Source organism: Micromonospora sp. NPDC050784 (genome assembly GCF_044456765.1).
Lineage (GTDB): Bacteria > Actinomycetota > Actinomycetes > Mycobacteriales > Micromonosporaceae > Micromonospora > Micromonospora foliorum.
Genome location: NZ_JBITGG010000025.1, coordinates 72,605 through 96,207, shown reverse-complemented (window position 1 = coordinate 96,207; position 23,603 = coordinate 72,605). Strand labels below are relative to the sequence as shown.

25 protein-coding genes, 1 pseudogene and 1 riboswitch are annotated in these 23,603 nt (G+C 72.3%); of the genes and pseudogenes, 8 read left to right on the top strand and 18 right to left on the bottom strand.

What is annotated here, in order from left to right:
- Positions 1-23: 23 nt before the first annotated feature.
- Entirely contained in the window at positions 24-854 is an 831-nt protein-coding gene (locus tag ACIBD9_RS27940; RefSeq protein WP_396722093.1) for an alpha/beta fold hydrolase, read from the bottom strand.
- Between the two features lie 107 nt (positions 855-961).
- Positions 962-1,066: riboswitch (TPP riboswitch) on the top strand.
- Between the two features lie 74 nt (positions 1,067-1,140).
- Here ACIBD9_RS27940 and ACIBD9_RS27935 point away from each other — a divergent pair.
- From ACIBD9_RS27935 to ACIBD9_RS27925, 3 genes are all read left to right on the top strand, one after another.
- A complete protein-coding gene (locus ACIBD9_RS27935) occupies positions 1,141-1,734 on the top strand; it encodes an ECF transporter S component (protein ID WP_396722091.1) in 594 nt (197 codons plus the stop codon).
- Positions 1,735-1,852: 118 nt separating this feature from the next.
- Positions 1,853-3,283: an ABC transporter ATP-binding protein gene (locus ACIBD9_RS27930; protein ID WP_396722090.1), complete on the top strand. Its 1,431-nt coding sequence runs from the start codon at positions 1,853-1,855 to the stop codon at positions 3,281-3,283.
- Complete coding sequence (locus tag ACIBD9_RS27925) at positions 3,280-4,080, top strand: energy-coupling factor transporter transmembrane component T family protein (RefSeq protein WP_396722088.1); 801 nt, start codon at positions 3,280-3,282, stop codon at positions 4,078-4,080. The genes ACIBD9_RS27930 and ACIBD9_RS27925 overlap by 4 nt, the downstream gene beginning before the upstream one ends.
- 286 nt (positions 4,081-4,366) lie before the next feature.
- Here ACIBD9_RS27925 and ACIBD9_RS27920 read toward each other — a convergent pair whose 3' ends face one another.
- A complete protein-coding gene (locus ACIBD9_RS27920; protein ID WP_396722086.1) occupies positions 4,367-4,795 on the bottom strand; it encodes a hypothetical protein in 429 nt (142 codons plus the stop codon).
- A gap of 289 nt (positions 4,796-5,084) precedes the next feature.
- On the opposite strand from ACIBD9_RS27920, the gene ACIBD9_RS27915 reads away from it, so the two are divergent.
- Together ACIBD9_RS27915 and gndA are read left to right on the top strand one after the other, a co-directional pair.
- Positions 5,085-5,381, top strand: a complete 297-nt coding sequence (locus ACIBD9_RS27915) for a thiamine-binding protein (RefSeq protein ID WP_196929949.1) — start codon at positions 5,085-5,087, stop codon at positions 5,379-5,381.
- A gap of 189 nt (positions 5,382-5,570) precedes the next feature.
- Positions 5,571-7,013, top strand: coding sequence for an NADP-dependent phosphogluconate dehydrogenase (gene gndA, locus ACIBD9_RS27910; protein ID WP_354948593.1), 1,443 nt, complete (start codon positions 5,571-5,573; stop codon positions 7,011-7,013).
- Positions 7,014-7,136: 123 nt separating this feature from the next.
- Here the strand turns inward: gndA and ACIBD9_RS27905 are convergent, their stop codons facing one another.
- From ACIBD9_RS27905 to recO, 5 genes are all read right to left on the bottom strand, one after another.
- Positions 7,137-7,901, bottom strand: a complete 765-nt coding sequence (locus ACIBD9_RS27905) for a pirin family protein (protein ID WP_396722084.1) — start codon at positions 7,899-7,901, stop codon at positions 7,137-7,139.
- On the bottom strand, positions 7,895-8,122 hold the full coding sequence (locus ACIBD9_RS27900; protein ID WP_091409742.1) for a thioredoxin reductase: 228 nt from the start codon (positions 8,120-8,122) through the stop codon (positions 7,895-7,897). The genes ACIBD9_RS27905 and ACIBD9_RS27900 overlap by 7 nt, the downstream gene beginning before the upstream one ends.
- A gap of 403 nt (positions 8,123-8,525) precedes the next feature.
- The gene (locus tag ACIBD9_RS27895) at positions 8,526-8,711 is read right to left on the bottom strand and encodes a hypothetical protein (protein WP_238660698.1); all 186 of its coding nucleotides are present in this window, start codon (positions 8,709-8,711) and stop codon (positions 8,526-8,528) included.
- A 71-nt stretch (positions 8,712-8,782) separates the two neighbouring features.
- The gene (locus ACIBD9_RS27890) at positions 8,783-9,595 is read right to left on the bottom strand and encodes an isoprenyl transferase (RefSeq protein WP_387172120.1); all 813 of its coding nucleotides are present in this window, start codon (positions 9,593-9,595) and stop codon (positions 8,783-8,785) included.
- 4 nt (positions 9,596-9,599) lie between these two features.
- A complete protein-coding gene (recO, locus tag ACIBD9_RS27885) occupies positions 9,600-10,466 on the bottom strand; it encodes a DNA repair protein RecO (RefSeq protein WP_387172122.1) in 867 nt (288 codons plus the stop codon).
- Positions 10,467-10,568: 102 nt separating this feature from the next.
- On the opposite strand from recO, the gene ACIBD9_RS27880 reads away from it, so the two are divergent.
- Positions 10,569-11,375 (top strand): DUF4097 family beta strand repeat-containing protein, encoded by an 807-nt coding sequence (locus ACIBD9_RS27880; protein ID WP_396722081.1) that lies wholly within the window; start codon positions 10,569-10,571, stop codon positions 11,373-11,375.
- Between the two features lie 126 nt (positions 11,376-11,501).
- On the opposite strand, the pseudogene ACIBD9_RS27875 reads toward ACIBD9_RS27880, so the two are convergent.
- The 8 genes and pseudogenes from ACIBD9_RS27875 to ACIBD9_RS27840 form a co-directional block, all read right to left on the bottom strand.
- Positions 11,502-12,236: pseudogene (locus tag ACIBD9_RS27875) on the bottom strand (acyltransferase family protein); the annotation flags it as partial.
- Positions 12,237-12,389: 153 nt separating this feature from the next.
- A complete protein-coding gene (gene era / locus ACIBD9_RS27870) occupies positions 12,390-13,286 on the bottom strand; it encodes a GTPase Era (protein ID WP_387172259.1) in 897 nt (298 codons plus the stop codon).
- A gap of 5 nt (positions 13,287-13,291) precedes the next feature.
- Complete coding sequence (locus tag ACIBD9_RS27865; protein ID WP_112619633.1) at positions 13,292-13,678, bottom strand: cytidine deaminase; 387 nt, start codon at positions 13,676-13,678, stop codon at positions 13,292-13,294.
- Positions 13,671-15,095 (bottom strand): hemolysin family protein, encoded by a 1,425-nt coding sequence (locus tag ACIBD9_RS27860; RefSeq protein WP_396722112.1) that lies wholly within the window; start codon positions 15,093-15,095, stop codon positions 13,671-13,673. Before ACIBD9_RS27860 ends, ACIBD9_RS27865 begins: the two co-directional genes overlap by 8 nt.
- A complete protein-coding gene (ybeY, locus tag ACIBD9_RS27855; protein WP_030491788.1) occupies positions 15,071-15,544 on the bottom strand; it encodes an rRNA maturation RNase YbeY in 474 nt (157 codons plus the stop codon). Before ybeY ends, ACIBD9_RS27860 begins: the two co-directional genes overlap by 25 nt.
- Before the next feature lie 15 nt (positions 15,545-15,559).
- Positions 15,560-16,618, bottom strand: a complete 1,059-nt coding sequence (locus ACIBD9_RS27850) for a PhoH family protein (RefSeq protein WP_238660692.1) — start codon at positions 16,616-16,618, stop codon at positions 15,560-15,562.
- Between the two features lie 131 nt (positions 16,619-16,749).
- Complete coding sequence (locus tag ACIBD9_RS27845) at positions 16,750-18,144, bottom strand: serine hydrolase domain-containing protein (protein ID WP_396722079.1); 1,395 nt, start codon at positions 18,142-18,144, stop codon at positions 16,750-16,752.
- Positions 18,145-18,220: 76 nt separating this feature from the next.
- Positions 18,221-18,580, bottom strand: coding sequence for a histidine triad nucleotide-binding protein (locus ACIBD9_RS27840; protein WP_088988083.1), 360 nt, complete (start codon positions 18,578-18,580; stop codon positions 18,221-18,223).
- A 98-nt stretch (positions 18,581-18,678) separates the two neighbouring features.
- On the opposite strand from ACIBD9_RS27840, the gene ACIBD9_RS27835 reads away from it, so the two are divergent.
- A complete protein-coding gene (locus ACIBD9_RS27835) occupies positions 18,679-19,440 on the top strand; it encodes an SDR family NAD(P)-dependent oxidoreductase (RefSeq protein WP_396722077.1) in 762 nt (253 codons plus the stop codon).
- Positions 19,441-19,491: 51 nt separating this feature from the next.
- Positions 19,492-20,424: a polyphosphate kinase 2 gene (gene ppk2, locus ACIBD9_RS27830; protein ID WP_396722075.1), complete on the top strand. Its 933-nt coding sequence runs from the start codon at positions 19,492-19,494 to the stop codon at positions 20,422-20,424.
- 13 nt (positions 20,425-20,437) lie between these two features.
- On the opposite strand, the gene ACIBD9_RS27825 is transcribed toward ppk2, so the two are convergent.
- The 3 genes from ACIBD9_RS27825 to hrcA all read right to left on the bottom strand — a co-directional run bounded on the left by ACIBD9_RS27825 (position 20,438) and on the right by hrcA (position 23,417).
- Entirely contained in the window at positions 20,438-21,172 is a 735-nt protein-coding gene (locus tag ACIBD9_RS27825; RefSeq protein ID WP_396722073.1) for a 16S rRNA (uracil(1498)-N(3))-methyltransferase, read from the bottom strand.
- Between the two features lies 1 nt (position 21,173).
- Positions 21,174-22,319 (bottom strand): molecular chaperone DnaJ, encoded by a 1,146-nt coding sequence (gene dnaJ / locus ACIBD9_RS27820; protein ID WP_181518639.1) that lies wholly within the window; start codon positions 22,317-22,319, stop codon positions 21,174-21,176.
- Positions 22,320-22,394: 75 nt separating this feature from the next.
- Positions 22,395-23,417: a heat-inducible transcriptional repressor HrcA gene (gene hrcA / locus ACIBD9_RS27815; protein WP_091409786.1), complete on the bottom strand. Its 1,023-nt coding sequence runs from the start codon at positions 23,415-23,417 to the stop codon at positions 22,395-22,397.
- Positions 23,418-23,603: the final 186 nt, after the last annotated feature.

The following is a 23,603-nucleotide window of genomic DNA, read 5'->3' as shown; positions in this document are numbered from 1 at the left end:
AGCCCGTTGGCGTCCACCACCACTCAGGCCGTTCCGCCGACTCGGGCCAGGATCGCCTCGGCGAGCGGGGCCGGCGCCGCGTCCGGGATCCAGTGACTCACCCCGGGCAGCTGTACGAAGCGGTAGTCCCCGGTGACGTTCGCCTCGCACGCCTCGGCGGCGGTCCGGCCGATGGCGACGTCCCGGTCACTCCAGACGTACGTGGTGGGCACCGCGACCGGGCCGACGCCGGCCAGGTCGGCGCGGGACATCGCCCGGTACCAGTTCAGCGCGGCGGTGAGCGCCCCCGGCTCGCGCATCGGGTCGGCGTACCGGTTCACCCGGGCCGTGTCGCCCACCCCGCCGAGCAGCTTGCGCAGCGCGGTGGCGTGCCACGCCAGCAGCACCTTCTCCGCCTTCTCCGGCTTGCGGAACAGCGCGATGTACGACGAGCGGGCCTTCTGCTGGGCGTCGGTGCTCAGGGCGTGCGCCATGGCCGCCGGATGCGGCACGGACACCGCCGTCAGCGTGCGGACCCGCTCGGGGTGCCGGGCGGCGACCGCCCAGGCCACGATCGCGCCCCAGTCGTGGCCGACCAGGTGCACGGCATCCAGCCCGAGCGCGTCGAGCACCGCCACCACGTCGGTGACGAGCTCGGGGATCCGGTAGTCGGCCACCACCGTGGGCCGGGCGCCCGGTGAGTAACCGCGCTGGTCCAGCGCGTACGTGCGCAGCCCACCCGTCTGCAGCGTCGGCACCACGTCGTCCCACTCGCCGCTGTGCTGGGGGAAACCGTGCAGCAGCAGGACGGGTGCGCCGTCCGTCGGACCGTCGACGGTCACCTCGAACGTGAAGCCTCGCGCGTCAACCCGCATGATCGGAAGCGTACCCAGCCGGCGGCGGGCCGGCCTCTCCCGCAGGTCAGGCGGATGCCCTGCTGGGCCCGCGCCCCAGGTCGGTGTTAGCGTCAGCGAGACAACTTCATATCCGACAGGGGAGCGCACAGCGCTGAGAGTGCGGGCACGCCCGCAGACCCTCGAACCTGATCTGGGTAATGCCAGCGCAGGGAGTTCGGTCGACCTCCAGCCGCGCCGCAGTCCGGTGCCACCGGACGCGGCGTGCGTCTTCTCCTGGTTCGCACTCACGAACTGGGAGCAACACATGAAATCCACCACCGACACACACCGTTGGCGCACCATCGACATCGTGGTCGCCTCGGTGATCGCGGTCGCCTTCGGCGTCATCTTCTGGGCCTGGGGCCTGGTCTGGAGCGCCACCGAGGGCGCGTTCGCCTTCTTCCCGCCGGCGCAGACGCTGCTCTACGGCGTCTGGCTGATGCCGGCGGTGATCGGTGGGCTGGTCATCCGTAAGCCCGGCGCCGCGCTCTACTGCGAGACGGTGGCCGCGGTCCTGTCCGCGCTGCTGGGCAGCCAGTGGGCCGGCACGGTGATCCCGCAGGGCATCGTGCAGGGCATCGGCGCCGAGCTGGCCTTCGCCGCCTTCCGGTACCGGTCGTTCCGGCTGCCGACCGCGGTGTTCGCCGGCGCGCTGACCGGCCTGAGCGCGGCGCTGTTCGACTTCTTCGTCTGGAACGTCGACTACGCGCTGACCGACTACCGCATCCCGTACGCGCTGCTCACCATCGTCAGCGCCACCGTGATCGCCGGCGTGGGCGGCTGGCTGCTCACGAAGGCCCTGGCCAACACCGGCGTCCTGGACCGCTTCCCGGCAGGCCGAAACCGAGCCCTGATCTGACCCCCTGGACGATGATGTTGATCAAGAGGTTTGCGTCAACAGGAGGCGATCTCCTGACGCAAACCTCTTGATCAACCGGGGATAGGCGCGGGCGCGCGGCCCGGAGGGGGTGGGTTTGGTGGGCGGGGTACTGCTGCGGGGGTTCGGGTGGCGGCACGCTGGACGGCGCGCTTGGGCGGTGCGCGGGGTTGACCTGCGGGTTGAGGCTGGGGAGCGGGTTCTGCTGCTCGGGCCCTCCGGGGCCGGGAAGAGCACCCTGCTCAGCGCGCTGGCCGGGCTGCTTCCCGAGGACTCCGGCGAGCAGGAGGGCACCGTCGAGATCGACGGGCTCGACCCGCGCAAGGGGCGGGAACGGGTCGGCATCGTCTTCCAGGACCCGGAGACCCAACTGGTGATGGCGCGCTGCGGCGACGACGTCGCGTTCGGGCTGGAGAACCGGGGCGTGCCGGCCGACGAGATCTGGCCCAGGGTGGACGAGGCGCTGCACCGGGTCGGCTTCCCGTACTCCCGGGACCGCCACACCGCGGCGCTCTCCGGCGGCGAGCAGCAACGCCTCGCCCTGGCCGGCGCGCTGGCCCTGCGCCCCGCCCTGCTGCTGCTCGACGAGCCGACCGCCAACCTCGACCCGGCCGGGGCCGACCTGGTCCGGCACGCGGTGGCCGGCGCGTTGGACTCCGACACCACGCTGATCCTGGTCGAGCACCGGGTGGCCGAGGCGCTGCCGCTGGTCGACCGGGTGGTCGTCCTGGAACCGGGTGGCGGCGTCCGCGCCGACGGCACACCCGAGGCGGTTTTCGCCGCCCACGGTGCCGCCCTGGCCGCCGAGGGGGTGTGGGTGCCCGGTCACCCCATCGCGCCCCGGGCGGCCACCGCCGGCCCCGGGGAGCTGTTGCTCACCGCCGATCGGCTCGGCCTGCCGCCCCGGCTGGGCTCCACCGACCTGGCGGTACACGCCGGTGAGGCACTCGCCATCCGCGGACCCAACGGCGCCGGCAAGTCCACCCTGGCGTTGCTGCTCGGCGGTCTGCTCCGGCCGGGCAGCGGGCGGGTCACCGCGTCCGCCGAGTTGGCCGGCGCGGACCACCGCACTCCCCCACACCGGTGGCGGGCGCCCGCGCTGGCCCGGCGGATCGGGTCGGTCTTCCAGGATCCGGAGCACCAGTTCGTCACCAGCACGGTCTTCGACGAGTTGGCGCTCGGCCCGCGCCGCACCGGCCAACCCGAGGCGGCCGTCAAGGAGACAGTGGCCGGGCTGCTGGAACGGCTGCGGCTGGCCCGGCTCGCCGCCGCCAACCCGTACACCCTCTCAGGTGGTGAGGCGCGGCGGCTGAGCGTGGCGACCGCCCTGGCCACCGCGCCACGCCTGCTGATCTGCGACGAACCCACCTTCGGCCAGGACCGGCGGACCTGGCGAGAGTTGGTCGACCTCTTCGCCGACCTACGCGACGCCGGGCACGGCGTGGTCACGGTCACCCACGACGCGGACTTCGTGGCCGCGCTGGCCGACCGCACCGTCACCCTGCACCGCGCCCCGGACGACCAGCGATGATCAGCATCGAGCCGGTCGCCGCGCCGGACGCGCCGTTGGCCCGCCGCAACCCGGTGGCGAAGGTCGCCGCCGCACTGGTCTTCTCGTTCACCCTGCTGGCGACCCTGGACCCGGTGGCCCCGGCGATCGCCATCGCCCTCGAACTGGCCGTCCTGCCGCTGTTCGGCATCCGCTACCGCGTGCTGGCCCGCAGGGCCTGGCCACTGCTGCTCAGCGCCGCCGGCATCCTGGTCACCCTGGTGCTGTTCGCGGCCGACCGGTCCGGCCGGGTCCTGCTCGACGCGGGACCGGTGCTGGTGAGCACCGGCGTGCTGCTCACCGCGCTCGGCCTGGTGCTGCGGGTGTTCGCGGTGGCGCTGCCCGGTGTGATCGTCTTCGCGACCACCGACCCCACCGACCTGGCCGACGCGTTGATCCAGAACGCGAAGGCGCCGGCCCGGTTCGCCATCGGGGCGCTGGCCGCGTTCCGGCTGGTGCCGCTGCTCGGCCAGGAGTGGCAGATGATCAGCATGGCTCGCCGCGCACGGGGCGTCGACGCGGGCCGCAACCCGGTGGCGAAGCTGCGGCTCTTCGCCTCCACCGCGTTCGCGCTGCTGGTGGGGGCGATCCGTCGCGGCACCCGACTGGCGGTGGCGATGGACGCGCGTGGCTTCGACGCCGGCACACCCCGCACCGTCGCCCGCCGGCAGCACTTCACCCGCGCCGACGCGTTCCTCATCGCCGGGTCCGTGGTACTGGCCGGAGCCGCCCTCACCACGAGCGTCCTCCTGGGCACCTTCCGCCCCCTGATCAGCTGACCCAGCCCGCCGCGCACGGCGCACCGCGCACCGCCAAGATCCGCACAACATCAGGGATGTAGTGGTCTCCCTGGCGACGGAGGCCACTACTTCCCTGATGTTGCTGTCACCGCCCAGCGCCCAGCGCCCAGTCGCACCCCGTCGATCTTGCGGTTTCTGTCGCCGATTCAACCTGAATGTCGGTGATGCGAGGACAGAAAGTGCAAGATCGACGGGCCGGGGCCGGGGCGGGGCGGGTGGGGGCTGGCTCACGCGGGCCGGGGCGGGACGGGACGGGGTGGCTCGGTCAGCTGCGGCGGAAGGCGTAGCGGCGGGCCTGCCCGGCCTGTTGGCTGCGGCCGCCGGAGCGGTTGCCGCCGCCCTGCGGTGGCCCGGCCGTCGGCGCCTTCGGTCGGCCGGTCGGCTTCGGCAGATCGCCCATCGAAGGCGCGTCGACAACCGCTGGCACATCGACCGCTGCCGGCATCGCCACCTCGTCCGGGACGGCCGCAGGCAGCGCCGGCTCCACCAGTGCCGCAGGCAGCGCCGGCTCCACCAGCGCCGCAGGCAGCGCCGGCTCGGCCCGCAGTGCCGGCTCGACGAGCACCGCCGGCAGGGCTGGGTTGACCGCGAGGTCGAGGGTGGGTGGGAGCGGGCCGTGGTCGGCCGCCGGGTCGACGCCGAGCGGAGCCGTTCTCGGGGTACGGGTCTTCTTCGGGTTACGCCTGGCAGGCATCCGGGCCTCCTTCAGTGCCGACCGGCACGGCCGGTCCCGCGCTGCGGCGGTCGGTCGGATCGGCTGGTGACCGCCGTTGCGCGACGGTCGAGTGGGGAAGGGACTGCTCACCGGGGTCAGCCAGGGCCTTCGCCGCCGAACGGCGGGAGGGAGTGCGGGACGCCCGGGAGCGCACGGACCGCGACGCGGGACGGCGGGCCGGCTCGGAAGTGGGGCGTCAGTTACGCATGTTCGTAACCTAGCCACCGCCCGACCGACGCGCATCCGTTTTTACTGGCACGATCGGCACATGCTGATCGCGTTCTCGATCACCCCGCTCGGCGGTGACGACTCCGTGGGTGACCTGGTCGCCGAGGCGGTACGGGTGGTCCGTGCGTCCGGCCTGCCCAACCGGACCGATGCCATGTTCACCACAGTCGAGGGCGAGTGGGACGAGGTGATGGCGGTGGTGAAGCGGGCGGTCGACGTGGTCGCCGCGCAGGCGCCCCGGGTGAGTGTGGTGCTCAAGGCGGACGTCCGGCCCGGGGTGACCGACGCGCTGACCGGGAAGATCGCCCGAATCGAAGCCCGTCTCGCCGAAGGCTGACGCGGGCGGTACGGGATGACGACAGGTTTCCCTGCGCCGGGCTCACCGACCACTGCCGAGGGCCCGAGCCGTCACCGGCAACGTCCACATCACGTGCAGTAACGGGACGTCGGTCACTGGTCCGTATCGGCTCACATCACGGTAAGTTTCCAAACGCTGATAGTGGTGTGACGAGAGGTGGCGGCACGAATGGCTGATCAGGCGAGGGCACAAATCGGTGTGACCGGGCTGGCGGTGATGGGCCGCAACGTGGCCCGCAACCTGGCCCGCAACGGCTTCACGGTGGCAGTGCACAACCGCTCGCCGGAGCGCACCCGCAGCCTGGTCGCCGAGCACGGCGACGAGGGCACGTTCGTGCCGGGCGAGACGATGGCCGATTTCGTGGCGTCACTGGAACGACCCCGCGCGGTCATCGTCATGGTCAAGGCCGGCGCGCCGACCGACGCGGTGATCGACGAGTTGGTGCCGCTGCTCGACGAGGGCGACATCATCGTCGACTGCGGCAACGCCCACTTCGCCGACACCCGCCGTCGCGAGGAGGCGCTGCGGGCGCAGGGGCTGCACTTCAGCGGCACCGGCGTCTCCGGCGGCGAGGAGGGCGCGCTGCGCGGGCCGAGCATCATGCCGGGTGGCTCCGCCGAGTCGTACGCGAAGCTCGGGCCGATGTTCGAGAAGATCGCCGCCCAGGTGGACGGCGTGCCGTGCTGCACGCACGTCGGGCCGGACGGCGCCGGGCACTTCGTCAAGATGGTGCACAACGGCATCGAGTACGCCGACATGCAGCTCATCGCGGAGGCGTACGACCTGCTCCGGGCCGGCCTGGACGCGACGCCGGCCGAGATCGCGGAGATCTTCCGCGAGTGGAACAACGGCGAGCTGGAGTCGTTCCTCATCGAGATCACCGCGGACGTGCTCGCGCACACCGACGCGGCGACCGGCCGGTCCTTCGTGGACATCGTGCAGGACCGGGCCGAGCAGAAGGGCACCGGCCGGTGGACCGTGCAGAGTGCCCTGGACCTGGGCATCCCGATCACCGGGATCGCCGAGGCGACCTTCGCCCGCTCGCTCTCCGGGCACGTCGACCAGCGCGAGGCGGCCCGCCGGGCGTTCCCCGACGCGGGTGAGAAGTGGCAGGTCACCGACCGGGAGACGTTCGTCGAGGACGTCCGCCGGGCACTGCTCGCTTCCAAGATCGTCGCGTACGCGCAGGGCTTCGACCACATCCGCGCGGGGAGCCAGGAATACAACTGGGACATCGACCTGGGTGGCACCGCGACGATCTGGCGGGGCGGCTGCATCATCCGGGCCCGCTTCCTCAACCGGATCCGCGAGGCGTACGACGAGCAGCCGGACCTGCCGACGTTGCTGGTGGCGCCGTACTTCGCCGAGGCGGTCAGCGCTGGCGTGCCGAGCTGGCGTCGGGTGGTGGCCGATGCGACCCGGGCCGGGGTGCCGACGCCCGCGTTCTCGTCGTCGCTGGCGTACTTCGACGCGTTGCGCGCGGAGCGGCTGCCGGCCGCGCTGATCCAGGGTCTGCGGGACAACTTCGGCGCGCACACCTACCAGCGGGTGGACCGCGAGGGCTCGTTCCACACCACCTGGGCCGCCGACCGCACCGAGTCCCCGGCGTAGCCGGGGCGGCGCCCTGCGCGCCGCCGTGATCGTGCTCGATCCCTGATGTAGTGGTCTCCCCGGCGGGGAGGCCACTACATCCATGTTCGGGCGAAATCATGGGGAAGGCCTCGCGGGTGGCGGTCAGGCGACCGTGGCGTGCATCTCCCAGACAAGGATCTCGGCCGGTTCGTCGGCGGTGACCCGCCGGCCGCCGGTCATCGTGAGCCGGGCGGCGTCGCCGCTGCCGAGCGGGCCGCTGCCCTCCAGGGTCACCGTGCCGTCGGGCACGTAGACGTGCACGTAGGGCGCGTCGGGGATGGTGACCTCGTCGCCGGGGGCGAGACGGGCGGCGTGCAGGGTCGCGTACCGGTTGCGGATCCGGATCGCCGACGCGCCGTCGTAGCGGTCCATCCCGGAGGCGATCGGCACCAGGCCCCCGCGGAGCAGCTCGTCCTCGATCTCCAACTGCTCGTAGCCGGGGTCGACGCCCTGCTCGTCGGGGAGCACCCACATCTGCACGAAGTGCACCGGGTCGCTGTGCGGCTCCTGGTCGTTGAGCCGCCAGGCGTCGTTCTTCTCCGAGTGCAGGATGCCGGTGCCGGCGCTCATCCGCTGGGCCAGCCCCGGGTAGATCACCCCGGAGTGCCCGGTGGAGTCCTGGTGCACCAGGGAACCGCGCAGCACCCAGGTCACGATCTCCATGTCCTGGTGTGGGTGGGTCTCGAAGCCGGCCCCCGGTCGGACCACGTCGTCGTTGTTGACCAGCAGCAGGCCGTGGTGGGTGTTGGCCGGGTCGTAGTGCCGGGAGAACGAGAAGGAGTGCTTGGAGTCCAGCCAGGAGATCCGGGTGGCGAAGCGGTCATCGGCACGACGGATGTCGACCGCGGGCGCGGGAGCGGTCACCACGCACGCTGCCCGGCGTCGGGGGTGGATGGCGCCCAGGTCAGGGCCGGCTCACCGGTGGCCAGTTCGGCGATCTCACCGGTCCGCAGCTGCGGTGTGTGGCCGAACTCGGCGCAGTGCTGCTCGGCGATCTCGGCACAGATCTCGGCCACCTGCTCGCAGATCGGGTCACCCAGATCGGCGGCGTTCAACGCCATGATCATCTTGAATCGGAGATCCCGCATTTCCCCCCCAACCGCCGTCGTCCCACCACCTCCGGACCCTACCCGCCGCCCTCGCGCAGCACCCCGAAACGACCGCACCCCAACCCACCTCGGCACGACCCGCGCCAACCCCAACCAAGCACCGCAACCCCCGGCCTGCGCATCCCACCCCCGGCCTGCGCATCCCACCCCCGGCCTGCTCCCACCCCCGGCCGCGCCGATCATGGAGTTGTGGTGGTGAACACAAGCCGCAAAAGCTGCTGATCCGGCCACCACAACTCCATGATCGACCGGGGCGGGGGCGGCGGGGTGGGGGTGGGGCAGGGCGGGGCGGGGGCGGGGGCGGGGCAGGGCGGGGTGGGGGATGTGACGGCGCCGCCCACACCGGGGGGTGCGGGCGGCGCCGGGGAGAGCTGGGGGTTGGTCAGAAGAAGCGGCGGCGCTTGGCCTTCTGCGGACGCATCAGGTCGGCACCCTTGGTCAGCAATCGGGTCGCCCCGGAGGGACCACGCCGGGCCTCCAGGGTGTGGCTGAGCCGACGGGCGCCGGCCGCGGCCAGCGGCACCGCGATCGCCATCACCGCCCACTGGGCAATGCGCTTCTGGATCATGTGGGTTCACCTCCGTCAGTGGCTTCTGACGTCTCTGATACCCAGAGTGACGGGCGGGTAAGCGCGTCGGCTCAGATAACCGGGGCGACCGGGTTGGGCAGCGCGCCACCGAAGCGGCGGTCCCGCTGGGCGTACAGCTCGCACGCGTACCAGAGGTGACGGCGGTCGAAGTCCGGCCAGAGCGTGTCCAGGAAGACCAACTCGGCGTACGCGGTCTGCCAGAGCAGGAAGTTGGAGATCCGCTCCTCCCCGGAGGGACGCAGGAACAGGTCCACCTCCGGGATCTCCGGGTGGTAGAGGTACTTCGCCACGGTCTTCTCGGTGACCTTCGCCGGGTCCAGCCGGCCGGCCGCCACGTCCCGTGCGATCGCGGCGGCGGCGTCACCGATCTCGGCCTGCCCGCCGTAGTTGACGCAGAACTGCAGGGTCAGCGTCGAGTTGTCACGGGACATCTCCTCGGCGGTCTGCAACTCGGAGATGACGCTCTTCCACAGCCGACCGGGCCGGCCCGACCACACCACCCGTACGCCGAGGTCGACCAGCTGGTCACGGCGGCGACGGATCACGTCCCGGTTGAACCCCATCAGGAACCGGACCTCGTCGGGCGAGCGCCGCCAGTTCTCGGTGGAGAACGCGTACGCCGACAGGTACGGGATGCCCATCTCGATGGCGCCCTCGATGGTGTCGAAGAGGCTGTGCTCCCCCGCCTCGTGCCCCTTGGTGCGGGGCAGCCCGCGGTCCTTGGCCCAGCGGCCGTTGCCGTCCATCACCACCGCCACGTGCCTCGGCACCGCGTCGGTGGGCAGCGCCGGCGGTCGGGCCCCGGACGGGTGTGGCACCGGCGGCGTCGGCTCGCGCCGGCCGGCCTTCTTCGATCGGATCACTCGGTCACTCCCTGTTCGCGCCGTCCGCCCCGGCCTCGACGTCGCCACGTGGCCGGAGCACCACGGCCCCGGTGCCTTCCGGCGGCGAGGCCGCGCCGGCCGCCGAGGAACCCCGGTCGACCAGCGGCAGCGAGCGTAGCGCGCGCTCCAGGTGCCACTGCAGGTGAGCCGCGACCAGCCCACTGCACTCCCGACGTACGGCGGCGTCGGTGGCGTCGGCGACCACCCAGTCGCCGGTGGTCAGCGCGGACATCAGATCGATGGTGGCCGGCGCGGGATGCGCCGCCCCGGGTGGCCGACAATCCGGGCAGACCGCGCCGCCGGCCGGCACCGAGAACGCCCGGTGCCGCCCGGGTGTGCCGCAGACCGCGCAGGCGACCAGCGCCGGTGCCCAGCCGGCCAGGGACATCCCGCGCAGCAGGTACGCGTCGAGCACCAGGGTGGTGGCGTGCTCGCCCCGGGACAGCGCCTTCAGCGCGCCGATGGTGAGCTGGAACAGCCGCAGCGACGGCTCCCGTTCCACCGGGGTCAGCCGCTCGGCGGTCTCGGCGATCGCGCTGGCCGCCGTGTAGCGCGGATAGTCACCGAGGAACCGTTTGCCGTACAGGTCGATGCCCTCGACCTGGCTGACGGTGTGCAGTGAGCTGCCGTGGTTGCCCTTCGGGTCACCGGCGAGTTGGAGGTCGACGTGCCCGAACGGCTCCAGTCGGGCGCCGAACTTGCTGGTGGTGCGGCGGATCCCTCGCGCCACCGCGCGCAGCCGGCCGTGCCGACGGGTGAGCAGGGTGATGATCCGGTCGGACTCGCCGAGCTTCTGCACACGCAGGACCACCGCGTCGTCGCGGTAGAGCTGTCGGCGATACCCGGCCATCGGGCCATTCTCCCTCGGGGTGTGAAATCAGGGTTGGTTCGGGGTGCAAGCGCGGATGAACCCCGATGCGGCCGACTCGTGCTCGGTCGTAGCGTGCTGGTCATGGCACTGCAGCTGACCACCACCCCGCGCCGTCGTCGCGTCGTCGCTCCCGTCGCGCTCGGGCTCGCCACCACCCTCATCGTGCTCGCCGGGTGCGACAACCTGGCCATGCGCCGGCTCGACTACGACGACACCGAGGCGGTGAAGGTCACCACCATCCGGGTGTTGCCGGGCTCCGGTGACGTGATCGTCCGCGGCAGTGGCACCGCCGCCGAGGCGCGGATCAAGCGGGTGGTGCGCTACCAGGGCGGTGAGCCAAAGGCCCGGTACGAGATCAAGGGCAGCGAGTTGGTGCTGGACACCGACTGTGGTGACCGGTGCAGCGTCTCCTACGAGGTGGCCGTACCGGAGGGCGTGACCCTTCAGGGCGAGTCCGGTTCCGGGGACGTCGAGCTGAGCCGCGTCGGCGCGGTGGAGCTGCGGCTGGGTTCCGGCGACGTTCGGATCACCGGCGCATCCGGTGCGGTCGGGGTGGAGACCGGCTCCGGGAACATCGAGGTGAGCGAGGCCAACGGGGCGATCCGCCTGCGCACGGGCTCCGGGGACATCATGGCGCGCCGCCTCGGTGGCGCGGCGGACGCCGAAGCCGGTTCCGGCGACGTCACCGTCGAGCTGGACAAGCCCGCCTCGGCCCGGGCGCACGCCTCCAGCGGCGACGTCACGATGCTCGTACCGGCGGGCAGGTATCAGGTGCGCTCCAGCACCGGTTCCGGCGACGCACGGATCACCGTCGCGCACGACCCCGCCGCGACCGATGTGCTCGACGGTTCGGCCGGCAGCGGCGACGTCACGATCAGCCAGCGCTGACGTCGCTCCGTGCCACCGCGGCCCGCTGCCGTGGCACCACCCGCCCGAGCGCCCCGATCGGCTCCCCGTCGGGATGGCCGCGCCGCTCGGTGTCGGGCCGGCCGACCGGCTCGGCGGCCCGGACCGGGCCACCCCGGCCGGTGCCCGGCCCAGCACGATCAGGATGAACGCGGCCGACCAGAGGGCGTTGCCCAGCGGGTTGTCGTTCAGGTCGTACCCTCGCGGGCCGGGATGCCCGACGATCCAGGCGCCGCCGCCCACGGCGAGGGCGAGCGCCACCGGGTACAGCAGCCGCCCGGCAAGTCGGCGCAGCATCCCGGCGTGGTGGGCGAAGCCGAGCAGCCAGGCGCCGAAGTAGAGCCCGAACTCGCGCAGCACCGGCGGCGCCGGGTAGATCCCCACCTCGATCGTCACCAGCAGGAGGTACGGGGCGAGCAGGGTCAGCAACGGGGCACGCCGGAACAGCCAGTACGCGACCGGCGAGGCGAGCACGAACCAGAGGTAGTCGCGCAGGTACCAGATGATGCTCAGCGCCAGTGCGCCCCAGTGGTTGGCCGGCGGGTCGGCGATCGGGAACAGCCACAGCAGCACCCGGGGGCTCACCGTCAACCCGGTGAACAGCATGGCCGGTACGAAGACCACCGCGAGGACCCACAGCGACGGCAACAGCCGACGTAGCCGACGCCCGACCGCCGCCGGTCCGGAGCGGGTCAGCGACGCGGCCATCAGCGAGCCCGCCAGCGCGAACATCACCGACATGGCGGGGAAGACGAGGGTGAGGGTCGCCCATCCGGTGACGTGGTAGACCACCACTCGAACGATGGCCAGGGAACGGAGGAGATCGAGGTACCTGTTGCGCATCAGCCTGCATCTGGGTTGGGGACGCCGGGCACAACATCCCTACCCTGCGTGCCGTCCGCACCAAACGACGGCGACCTCAACCGAACGTGAACATCCTCCGCTGCCCGACCGAGGGCGATCATGCCGCCGGTCGGGCGCCGCCGACGAGGTGGGTCAGAAGCCCAGCTTGCGCAGTTGCCTCGGGTCGCGCTGCCAATCCTTCGCGACCCGCACGTGCAGGTCGAGGTAGACCCGGCTGCCGAGCAACTCCTCGATCTGCTTGCGGGCCTGGGTGCCGACCTCCTTGAGCCGACTCGCCTTGTGCCCGAGCACGATGGCCTTCTGGCTGGGCCGCTCCACGTACAGGTCGGCGTAGATCTTCATGACCTGACCCTCGGGGATCATCTCCTCCACCACCACGGCGATGGAGTGCGGCAGTTCGTCGCGGACCCCCTCCAGGGCGGCCTCCCGGATCAGCTCGGCGACCAGCACCTGCTCGGGATCGTCGGTGAGCATGTCGTCCGGGTAGAGCTGCGGCGACGGCGGCAGGTACTTGGTCATCACGTCGACGAGGGTGTCCACCTGGTGCCCGGACACCGCGCTCACCGGCACGATCTCGGCGAACTCTCCCATCTTGCTGACCGCGAGCAGCTGCTCCGCGAGGCGACGCTTGTCCACCAGGTCGGTCTTGGTGACCACCGCCAGCACGGTCGCCTTCAACTCGGCCAGCTCGCCGGTGATGAACCGGTCACCGCGCCCGACCGGCTCGTCGGCCGGGATGCACAGGCCGATCACGTCGACCTCGGTCCAGGTGGACCGGACCAGGTCGTTGAGACGTTCGCCGAGCAGCGTACGGGGGCGGTGCAGGCCCGGTGTGTCGACGAGGACCAGCTGCGACTCCGGTCGGTGCAGCACCGCCCGGATGACGTGCCGGGTGGTCTGCGGCTTGTTCGAGGTGATGGCGATCTTGGTGCCGACGATGGCGTTGGTCAGCGTCGACTTGCCGGCGTTGGGACGGCCGACGAAGCAGCCGAACCCGGCCCGGTACGGTCGCGCCTCCGGATCCTGCACGGGGCTCACTGGGTCACCGTGCCGAGGACCGTGCCGTCCGGAGCGGCCACGTGGACCGGTGCGTCCGCCGCGAGGTCTCGTACCGCCGCGTGCCCGGCGCCGTCCAGCGTCGACGCCTCGGTCACCACCACCGCGGCCTCCAACCGACTCGCCCCGGCCGCCACGGCCGAGGCGACTGCCAACTGCAACGCGGTGAGCGTCAGCGACGGCAGCGCGACACTGGCCGCCGCGTACGTCCGGCCGTCCTGGTCGCGGACCGCGGCGCCCTCCACGGCGCCGACCCGCGCGCGGGCTCCCCGGGCCAGGACGACGAGCTTGCCGTCCTCGGCGCTCAGCGCGCCAGACGCGGTGGGGGTGGGCCGGGCGGCAGGCGCGGCGGGTGTGTCAGGCATCGGCGGGTTGCCTCTCGTCGTCTCGATAGTTGTCCGTGTCGTCCCCGGGGCCGGCGTGCTCGCCGCGCCCCGCGCTGTCCTGCTCATGGCCCGGCTCCACCCGGCTGACCAGGACGGTGTCGATCCGGTTGCGCCGGCCGGTGGTGCCCTCGGCGACCAGACGGAGACCGGCGACCTCGGCCTCGGCACCCGGGATCGGCACCCGCCCCAGCGACTGGGCGAGCAGGCCGCCGACCGTCTCCACCTCGTCGGTGGGCAGGTCGGTGTCGAACATCTCGCCGAGGTTCTCCACCGGCAGACGAGCGGTCACCCGCACCGAGGAGTCCGCCAGACGTTCGACGGGCGGGCGCTCGACATCGTACTCGTCGGTGATCTCACCGACGATCTCCTCCAGGATGTCCTCGATGGTGACCAGACCGCCGGTGCCGCCGTACTCGTCGACCACGATGACCAGGTGGTTGCGGGCCGCCTGCATCTCGGACAGCAGGTCGTCGACCGGCTTGGACTCGGGTACGAAGGTCGCCGGGCGCATCAGCTCGGCCACCGGCAACTGCTCGGCCCTCGGGTCCCCGCCACGGGAGCGCCGGATGAGGTCCTTGAGGTAGAGCACCCCCAGCACGTCGTCGACGCTCTCCCCGATCACCGGGATGCGGGAGAAACCGGACCGCAGGAAGAGCGCCAGCGCCTGCGCGAGCGTCTTGCCCTCCTCGATCCACACCATCTCCGTACGCGGCACCATCACCTCACGGGCGATGGTGTCGCCGAGCGCGAAGACGGAGTGGATCATCTGGCGCTCGCCGTGCTCGACCACGCCACGCTGCTCGGCCAGGTCGACCAGCTCCCGCAGCTCCACCTGGCTGGCGAACGGGCCCTCCCGGAAGCCGCGCCCCGGGGTGACCGCGTTGCCGATCAGGATCAGCAACGACGCGAGCGGGTTGAGCGCCCGGCCCAGCCAGCGGACCAGCGGCGCCACCGCACGACCCACGGCGTAGGCGTGCTGCCGGCCGATGGTGCGTGGGGCGACGCCCACCACCACGAAGCTGACCACTGTCATCGCGCCGGCGGTCACCAGCGCGGCCCGCCAGCCGGCGCCGAAGCTGTCCACCGCCACGAGCGCCACCAGCGTGGTGGCGGTCAACTCGGCGAGCAGCCGCAACAGCAGGAGCAGGTTGAGGTGCCGGACGACGTCGCCGGCGACGACCTGGAGGGTGCGGGCACCGCGCACGCCGTCGCGGGCCAGCTCGGCGGCTCGGGCCGGTGAGACCGCGGCGAGGGCCGCCTCGGTCATCGCGATCAGGCCGGCCAACACCACCAGGCCGGCCGCGAAGACGATCAGCTGGAAGTCGGGAAGGCCGGCGGTGGCGCCGGCCGCCAGTAACGGAGGAGTGGACATCACTGGGTGCGGGTCGACCGCCAGCTCGCCAGCAGCCGAGCCTGGAGTGCGAACATCTCCCGCTCCTCCTCCGGCTCGGCGTGGTCGTAGCCGAGCAGGTGCAGCACCCCGTGCACGGTGAGCAGGTGCAGCTCGTCGGCCGGTGCGTGCCCGGCGGTCGCCGCCTGTTTGGCCGCCACCTCCGGGCAGAGCACGATGTCGCCGAGCAGGGCGGGCTCGCCGCCGGCCGGCGCGGACTCACCCGGGCCGTGGTCGACGCTGCCCTCGTCCATGGGGAAGGCGAGCACGTCGGTCGGGCCGTCGCCACCCATCCAGCGGTGGTTCAGCTCGGTCATGTAGTCGATGTCGACCAGCAGCACGGACAGCTCGGCGAGGGGGTTGACCCCCATCTCGTCGAGGGCGTGCCGGGCGACGGCGAGCACGGCGTCGGTGTCGACGTCGACACCGGACTCGTTGGCGATCTCGATGGACAACTGCTTTCCTCTGCTTTAGCGGCGGCGGCTGGCCCGGCCGCCCTGGGCGGGTCGCCCAGGCACGGCGTGAACGCCCTGCGCCTGCTGGTTCTCCCGCTCGGCGTCCCAGCGGGCGTACGCGTCGACGATCTCCCCGACCAGCTGGTGGCGGACCACGTCGGAGCTGGACAACTGGGAGAAGTGCACGTCATCGACGTTTTCCAGGATCTCCCGAACCACCCGCAGGCCGCTGCTCGTCCCGCCGGGAAGGTCCACCTGGGTGATGTCACCGGTCACGACGATCTTGGAGTTGAAGCCGAGTCGGGTGAGGAACATCTTCATCTGCTCGGGCGTCGTGTTCTGCGCCTCGTCCAGGATGATGAACGCGTCGTTGAGCGTCCGACCCCGCATGTAGGCGAGGGGGGCGACCTCGATCGTGCCGGCGGCCATCAGCTTCGGGATGGTCTCCGGGTCGAGCATGTCGTGCAGCGCGTCGTAGAGCGGGCGCAGGTACGGGTCGATCTTCTCGTTGAGCGTGCCGGGCAGGAAGCCCAGTCGCTCGCCAGCCTCGACCGCCGGCCGGGTGAGGATGATCCGGTTGACCTGCTTGGCCTGCAACGCCTGGACGGCCTTCGCCATCGCCAGGTAGGTCTTTCCGGTGCCGGCCGGGCCGATGCCGAAGACGATGGTGTGGGTGTCGATCGCGTCGACGTACTTCTTCTGCCCGAGAGTCTTGGGGCGGATGGTGCGCCCGCGCCGGGAGAGGATGTTGAGGGTCAGGACCTCGGCGGGCCGCTCGGCGCTGCCCTGCTCGAGCATGCCGACGGTACGCCGGACGGCGTCACTGGTCAGGGTCTCGCCTTTCTCGATGAGTTCGAGGAGCTCGCTGAAGACCCGCTCGGCGAGGGCGTTGTCCGCGGGGTCACCGGTGATGGTGATCTCGTTGCCGCGGACGTGCACGTCACTGGAGACCGAGCGTTCGACGAGTCTGAGGATCTCGTCGCCTGCGCCGAGCAGATTGACCATGATCTTCGGGTCGGGCACGGTGATCCTGGTCTGCACCCGGGGCGGGCCGGGAGGTGGGGTGCCGGTCATAGGTTGGGCCGAAGGGCCCTGCGCCACCTGCTCTCGATCTCGGCGCCGGCCTGCTGGCCTGGCGTGCGGACGTTACACCCATCGTATCGGTTCAACGCGGGCCGCATCGCGCCCATTTCCGCTGGCCGCGATCAACTCCCGGCCCGGAAGTCGTACCGGTCGAAGGTCTCCTGATGGCGGGTGAACCGGTACGTCGCCCAGTGCATTCGGACCACCGCGCCGGCCTCGTCCCGGGTCAGCCGCAGCAGCTCACCGGCCTCCCGACCGGAGACCACCCGGAACACGTCCGGCTGGTCCGCCAGCGGGGTGAAGATCGCCGGCGGACGTCCGGCCGGGTCACCGACCCCGCGCGCCCGCAGGGTGCCGTCGTGCCAGGAGAAGACGTACTCGGAGCCCTCGCCCCACCAGCGGCCGAGCGCACCCCGCAGGGCCGCCGGCGCGGGCGCGCCGGGCCGCCAGGGCTCGATCTCGGCCGGGTCGTGCTCGACCGCCGCGGCGAGCAGCCGGTGCGACAGGTCGAACAACTCGGTCGCCGTGCCGGACGAGCCGAGCACCGCTGCGCCCATCGCGCCGGCCGTGCCGTCGCCGCCGCGCCGGCCGTACACCCCGGCGAGGAACCCGGGCATCGCTCCGTCGTGCCCCACGTGCATCACCCGTTCCCCCTGTGGGATCAGGATCAGCCCGAGCCCGAAGCCCGCCGCCCAGAGCGTCTCGTCGGTGGTGGTCAGCGGCCAGCGCATCTCGTCCAGGGTGGCCGGGGCGAGGACCGCGCCGGCCGGGTCCAGCGCCGCCGGGTCGGCCAGGAACGCCGCCCAGCGGGCCATGTCGGTCGCGGTGCTCCAGAGCTGGGCGGCCGGGCCGACCGCGCCGAAGTCGGTCGGTGGTTCCGGGTGCGCCTCGTCGGAGTACGCGTCGACCAGGAACCCGGTGGCCGCCGTCGGCCGTGGGGTCACCGTGGTGTCGGTCAGCCCCAGCGGCGTCAGGATCCGCTCGGTGAGCGCCTGGGCCCAACTGCCGCCCCGGAGCCGGGCGACGAGTTGCCCGAGTACGGCCAGGCCCAGGTTGGAGTAGTGGAACCGACGGCCGGTCGGCAGCACCCGCTCGGCCCGGTCCAGCTCGGCGACCAGTTGGTCGGCGTCCGGTGCGCGCAGGCTGTCCCACACATCGCCGAACGGCTCGCGTTGCAGGCCGGCGGTGTGCGACAGCAACCGACGCACGGTCAGCTCGCCGTGCGCCGGGAGGTCCAGGTGCCGGCCCACCGGGTCGTCCAGGTCCAACAGCCCGTCGTCGCGGCACTGGAGGACCAGCACCGCGGTGAACGTCTTGGTGACCGAACCGATCCGGAACTGGGTGCCCGGCCCGAGCGGGCTGTCGGTGCCGGTCTCGCCGACGGTGCAGCTCCAGAGCGGTCGGTCGGCCCGGTGCAGCGCCGCCGACACCGCCGGCACCCGGGCCTCGGCCTGCACCCGCCGCACCAACCGGTCCAGGTGCTCGTTGCCGCGACTGTCGGGACCGCGCTCGCTCACGCCGCCGCTCCGCTTCGCTGCGCGCCGGCGTGAGGCGCCGCGCTACTGAGCCTGCTGGTTCGCTCGGTGCGCTCGCTCACGCCAGGTCCCGGGCGAGCATCGGGCCGAGCGGCGCACCACCGAGCAGGTGCGCATGCACGTGGAACACCTCCTGCCCGCCGTACGCGCCGGTGTTGAACATCAGCCGGAAACCGTCGCCGAGAAGGCCCTCGTCCTCGGCCACGGCGGCGGACGTCGCCAGCACGTCGGCGGCCAGCGCCGGGTCACCCTGCGCGAGCGTGGCGACGTCGGCGTAGTGCTCCTTGGGGATGACCAGGACGTGCACCGGCGCCTTCGGGTCGATGTCGCGGAAGGCGAGGGTGGTGTCGGTCTCCCGGACCACGGTGGCCGGGATCTCCCCGGCGACGATGCGGCAGAACAGGCAGTCGGATCCCATCGGGGCAGTGTAAGGACTAACGGGTCGGGGGCGCTCCCGCGCAGCATGCGCCGCCGGCCCGTTCGCAGGGAAGGTACGGCTGAGGCAGGATGGCCGGCATGACGGATCGGGCGGTACTCGTGACCGGGGCCTCGCGCGGGATCGGCCGCGCGGTGGCGATGGCGTTCGCGGCCAGCGGCGACCGGGTGGCGATCCACCACCGGGACTCCGCCGACGCGGCCGAGCAGCTACGCGCGCAACTCCCCGGCGACGGGCACGTGGTGGTCCGCGCCGACCTCACCGATCCGGACGCGGTCCGGGTCATGGTCGACCGGGCCGCCGAGCTGCTCGGCGGGCTGGACGTGCTGGTCAACAACGCCGGGACGTACGGCGACCGCGACGACCCGCACCCGATCTTCGGCGCCTCGTACGAGGAGTGGCAGAAGCGCTGGCGGCAGGTGCTGGAGACCAACCTGACCGGCGCCGGCAACGTCACCTGGTGCGCCGCCCAGCACATGCGCGAACGCGGCGGGCGGATCGTCAACGTCTCGTCCCGTGGCGCGTTCCGCGGCGAGCCGGAGCAGCCGGCGTACGGCGCCAGCAAGGCGGGGCTGAACGCGCTGGGCCAGTCCCTCGCCGTGGCGCTCGCGCCGTACGGCATCACGGTCGCCACCGTCGCGCCGGGCTTCGTGGCGACCGACATGACCACCGAGCACCTGCGCGGCGAGCGGGGCGCGGCCATCCGGGCGCAGAGCCCGTTCGACCGGGTGGGCCGACCGGAGGAGATCGCCGCCGCCGTGCACTGGTTGGCCTCGCCGCAGGCGGAGTGGGCCTCCGGCACCATCGTCGACCTCAACGGCGCCTCCTACCTGCGCAGCTGAGGTCGACGCCGCCGGCACATCACCCGGCCGGGGAGGTGGTTGGCGGTTCGCGTGCGGGTAAGTCCCACCGACATGGCCGACTCCGCGCTGCTGGACCTCACCGCCGACTACCGGGTGGCCGATGGCCACGACGACGACCCCGTCCTGCTCCGCCCCGACGGCACCCCCGTCGAGACCTGGCGCGAGGACTACCCGTACGACGAGCGGCTGGACCGCGACGAGTACGACCGCGACAAGCGGCTGCTCCAGATCGAGCTGCTGAAACTCCAGGACTGGATCAAGGAGTCCGGCGAGCGTCTGGTGATCCTCTTCGAGGGCCGGGACGCGGCCGGCAAGGGCGGCACCATCAAACGCTTCATGGAGCACCTCAACCCGCGTGGCGCGTCGGTGGTGGCGCTCGCCAAGCCGGACGAGCGGGAAGCCGCCCAGTGGTACTTCCAACGGTGGCTGGCGCACCTGCCGGCGGCCGGTGAGATCGTGCTGTTCGACCGTTCCTGGTACAACCGGGCCGGCGTGGAGCGGGTGATGGGCTTCTGTAGCCGCAAGGAGTACCTGGAGTTCCTGCGGCAGGCCCCGGAGCTGGAACGGATGCTGGTGCGCTCGGGCATCCGGCTGGTCAAGTTCTGGTTCTCCGTCTCGCAGAACGAGCAACGCACCCGGTTCGCGATCCGCCAGGTCGACCCGGTCCGGCAGTGGAAGCTGTCCCCCATGGACATCGCCTCGCTCGACCGGTGGGACGAGTACACCGAGGCCAAGGAGGCGATGTTCTTCTGGACCGACACGGCCGACGCGCCGTGGACGGTGGTGAAGAGCAACGACAAGAAGCGGGCCCGCCTCGAGGCGATTCGGCACGTGCTGCACCGCTTCGACTACACCGGCAAGGACCCCGAGGTGGTCGGCACGCCGGACCCGCAGATCATCGGGCCGGCCGGGCTGGACCTGGGGCCGGAGGAAGAGGTGGTGCCGGTCTTTCCCCGCCCCTGACCGAGCCCGACGATCACCAGCGGCCGAGGCGGGTGGCGAGCACGCTGAGGGCCGCCACCCCGGCGGTGGAGGTGCGCAGCACGGCCGGCCCGAGGCGTACGGGTCGCCCGCCGGCCTCGACGAAGGCGGTCAGCTCGGCCGGGGCGATGCCACCCTCCGGGCCGACGACCAGGACGATCTCGCCGATGGAGGGCAGCTCGGCGGTGGTGAGCCGGTCCTCGGCCTCCTCGTGCAGCACGAACCCGGCGGCGGCACCGGCGATCCGGCGGGCCACCGTGGCGGTGGACTCGTCGGGCGCGCCGGCCACCACCGGCAGCCACGGCCGGCGGGCCTGCTTGGCCGCCTCCCGGGCGGTGGCCACCCACTTCTCCCGGGCGCGTACGCCCCGGTCGCCGCGCCACTGGGTCACCGAGCGCGAGGCGGCCCAGGGCACGATCTCGTCCACCCCGACCTCGGTCATCGCCTGCACGGCCAGCTCGCCCCGGTCGCCCTTGGCGATGCCCTGCACCACCGCGATCCGGGGGACCGGCGCGTCCGCGTACCCCCGGGAGGTGACGGTGACCTCCAGGCTGCCCCGGCCGACGGCCGTGACCACGGCGGCGGCCGTGCCACCCCGCCCGTCGGCGAGCAGCAGCTCCTCGCCGACGCGCAGTCGTTGCACGGTGGCGGCGTGGTGCCCCTCCGGGCCGTCCAGGGTCAGCGCGTCACCGGTGGGCAGCGCCTCGACCAGGAACAGCGGTGCGGACACCTCAGGCGTGCCCGTTGAACGCGTCGCGCATCCGGGAGAAGAAGCCGCCCTGCTTGGATAACTCGGCGACCTCCTCACCACGGGTCTTGGCGAAGTCGCGCAGCATCTTCTCCTGGTCCGGGTCGAGCTTGGTCGGCGTCCGCACGTCCAGGTGCACGTAGAGGTCGCCCCGGCCGGTGCCGCGCAGGTGCGGCACGCCCCGGGCGCGCAGTCGCAGCGTGCTGGCCGGCTGGGTGCCGGCCTTGACGTCGACGGTCTCCTCGCTGTCCAGCGTCTTGATGGTCAGCCGGGTGCCCAGCGCCGCCGCCGTCATCGGCACGGTGACCCGGCAGTGCAGGTCGTCGCCCTTGCGGGAGTACACGTCGTGCGGGCGCTCGTGGATCTCCACGTAGAGGTCACCGGCGGTGCCGCCACCGGGGCCCACCTCGCCCTGCTGGGCCAGTCGGATCCGCATGCCGTCCTCGACGCCGGCCGGGATCTTGACGGTCAGCGAGCGGCGGGTCCGCACCCGGCCGTCGCCGGCGCAGGTGGGGCAGGGGTGCGGGATGGTCGTGCCGTAGCCCTGGCACACGGTGCACGGCCGGGCGGAGACCACCTGACCGAGGAAGGTGCGCTGCACCGACTGCACCTCGCCCCGACCGCCGCACGCCTCGCAGGTCGCCAGGTGCGTGCCGGCGGCCGTACCGGCGCCGGAGCAGGTGGTGCAGAGCACGGCGGTGTCGACGGTGATCGGGGCCTCGACGCCGAACGCCGTCTCGTGCAGGTCAAGTTCGAGTCGCAGGATCGCGTCCGCGCCCGGGCGGGTACGCGGCCGTGGGCCACGGGCGCCACCGCCGGCGCCGCCGAAGAACGCGTCCATGATGTCCTGGAAACCGACGAACGGGCCGGCGCCTCCGGGGCCGCCCGGGCCTCCGGCGCCGCCGCCACCCGGGGCGAGCGGGTCGCCGCCCAGGTCGACGATCTGCCGCTTCCGGTCGTCCGAGAGGACCTCGTACGCGGCGTTGATGTCCTTGAACTTCTCCTGAGCCTCCGGGTCCGGATTGACGTCCGGGTGGAACTGGCGCGCCAGCTTGCGGTAGGCGCGCTTGATCTCGTCATCGGAGGCTTCCCGGCTCACACCGAGAATGCCGTAGTAGTCCCTGGCCACTGCGTTCCGTGTCCTCATGTTCGTCTCGCGTTGCGCCGGTCGGCGGCCGCAGCCGGCCGCGTCGGCCCTGACCAATCAGTTCTGGGCCAGCAACTCGCCCACGTAGCGTGCCACGGCGCGCACCGTGGCGATGTTGCCGGGGTAGTCCATCCGGGTGGGCCCCAGCACCCCCAGACCGCCCACGATGGTGGTGCCCGGGCCGTACCCGGTGCTGACCACCGAGGCGGCGCGCAGGTTGTCGAACTCGTTCTCGTCGCCGATCAGCACCCGGGTCGTGCTCGGCTCGGTCTCACCGATGAGCTTGAGCAGCACGACCTCCTCCTCCAGCGCCTCGAGGATCGGCCGCAGCGAGCCCTGGAAGTCGAGCAGGCCGCCCCGGGTGAGGTTCGCGGTGCCGGCGAGGGCGATCCGTTCCTCGTGCCGTTCGACAAGCGTCTCCAGCAGGACGGTGGCGAGCGTGGTCATGGTCGGACGCAGCCCGGTCGGCGCTTCCTCGACCAGCGCCTGCACCAGCGGCGGCGTCTCGGACAGCCGGGCGTTGGCGAGCTTCTCGTTGATCAGTCGGCGCAGGTCGGTGACGTCGTCGGCGGGCACCGGCCCGGGCAGCTCCACGAGTCGCTGCTCCACCCGCCCGGTGTCGGCGATCATGACGAGCATCAGCCGGGTGGTGGAGATCGGCACCAGCTCCAGGTGACGTACCGAGGAGCGGGCCAGGCTCGGGTACTGCACGACGGCGACCTGTCGGGTCAGTTGGGCGAGCAACCGCACCGTGCGGTGCACCACGTCGTCGAGGTCGACCGCGCCGACCAGGAAGCGCTCGATGGCCCGGCGCTCGGCCGGGCTGAGCGGCTTGACCCGGGACAACCGGTCGACGAAGAGGCGGTAGCCGCGGTCGGTGGGCACCCGGCCGGCACTGGTGTGCGGCTGCCGGATGTAGCCCTCCTCCTCCAGCACGGCCATGTCGTTGCGGACCGTGGCCGGGGAGACCCCGAGCTGGTGCCGCTCGACCAGCGCCTTGCTGCCGACCGGCTCCTGGGTGGAGACGTAGTCCTCGACGATGGCGCGGAGCACGGCGAGTTTCCGGTCGTCGAGACCCATCCTCCGCACCTCCTGTCGCACGTCGGCCGCCGGCCCTGCGGGCCGGCCAGGCCGTCCTGGCACTCGACTGTAACGAGTGCCAGTCTACGTCGGCGGGCCCGCCGACGCGATGATCAACGGCCACCCGTCGGTGCGGCCCACGCCACCCCGCCGGGCCGATCGGCCCGCACCGCCAGGCGGTGTCGC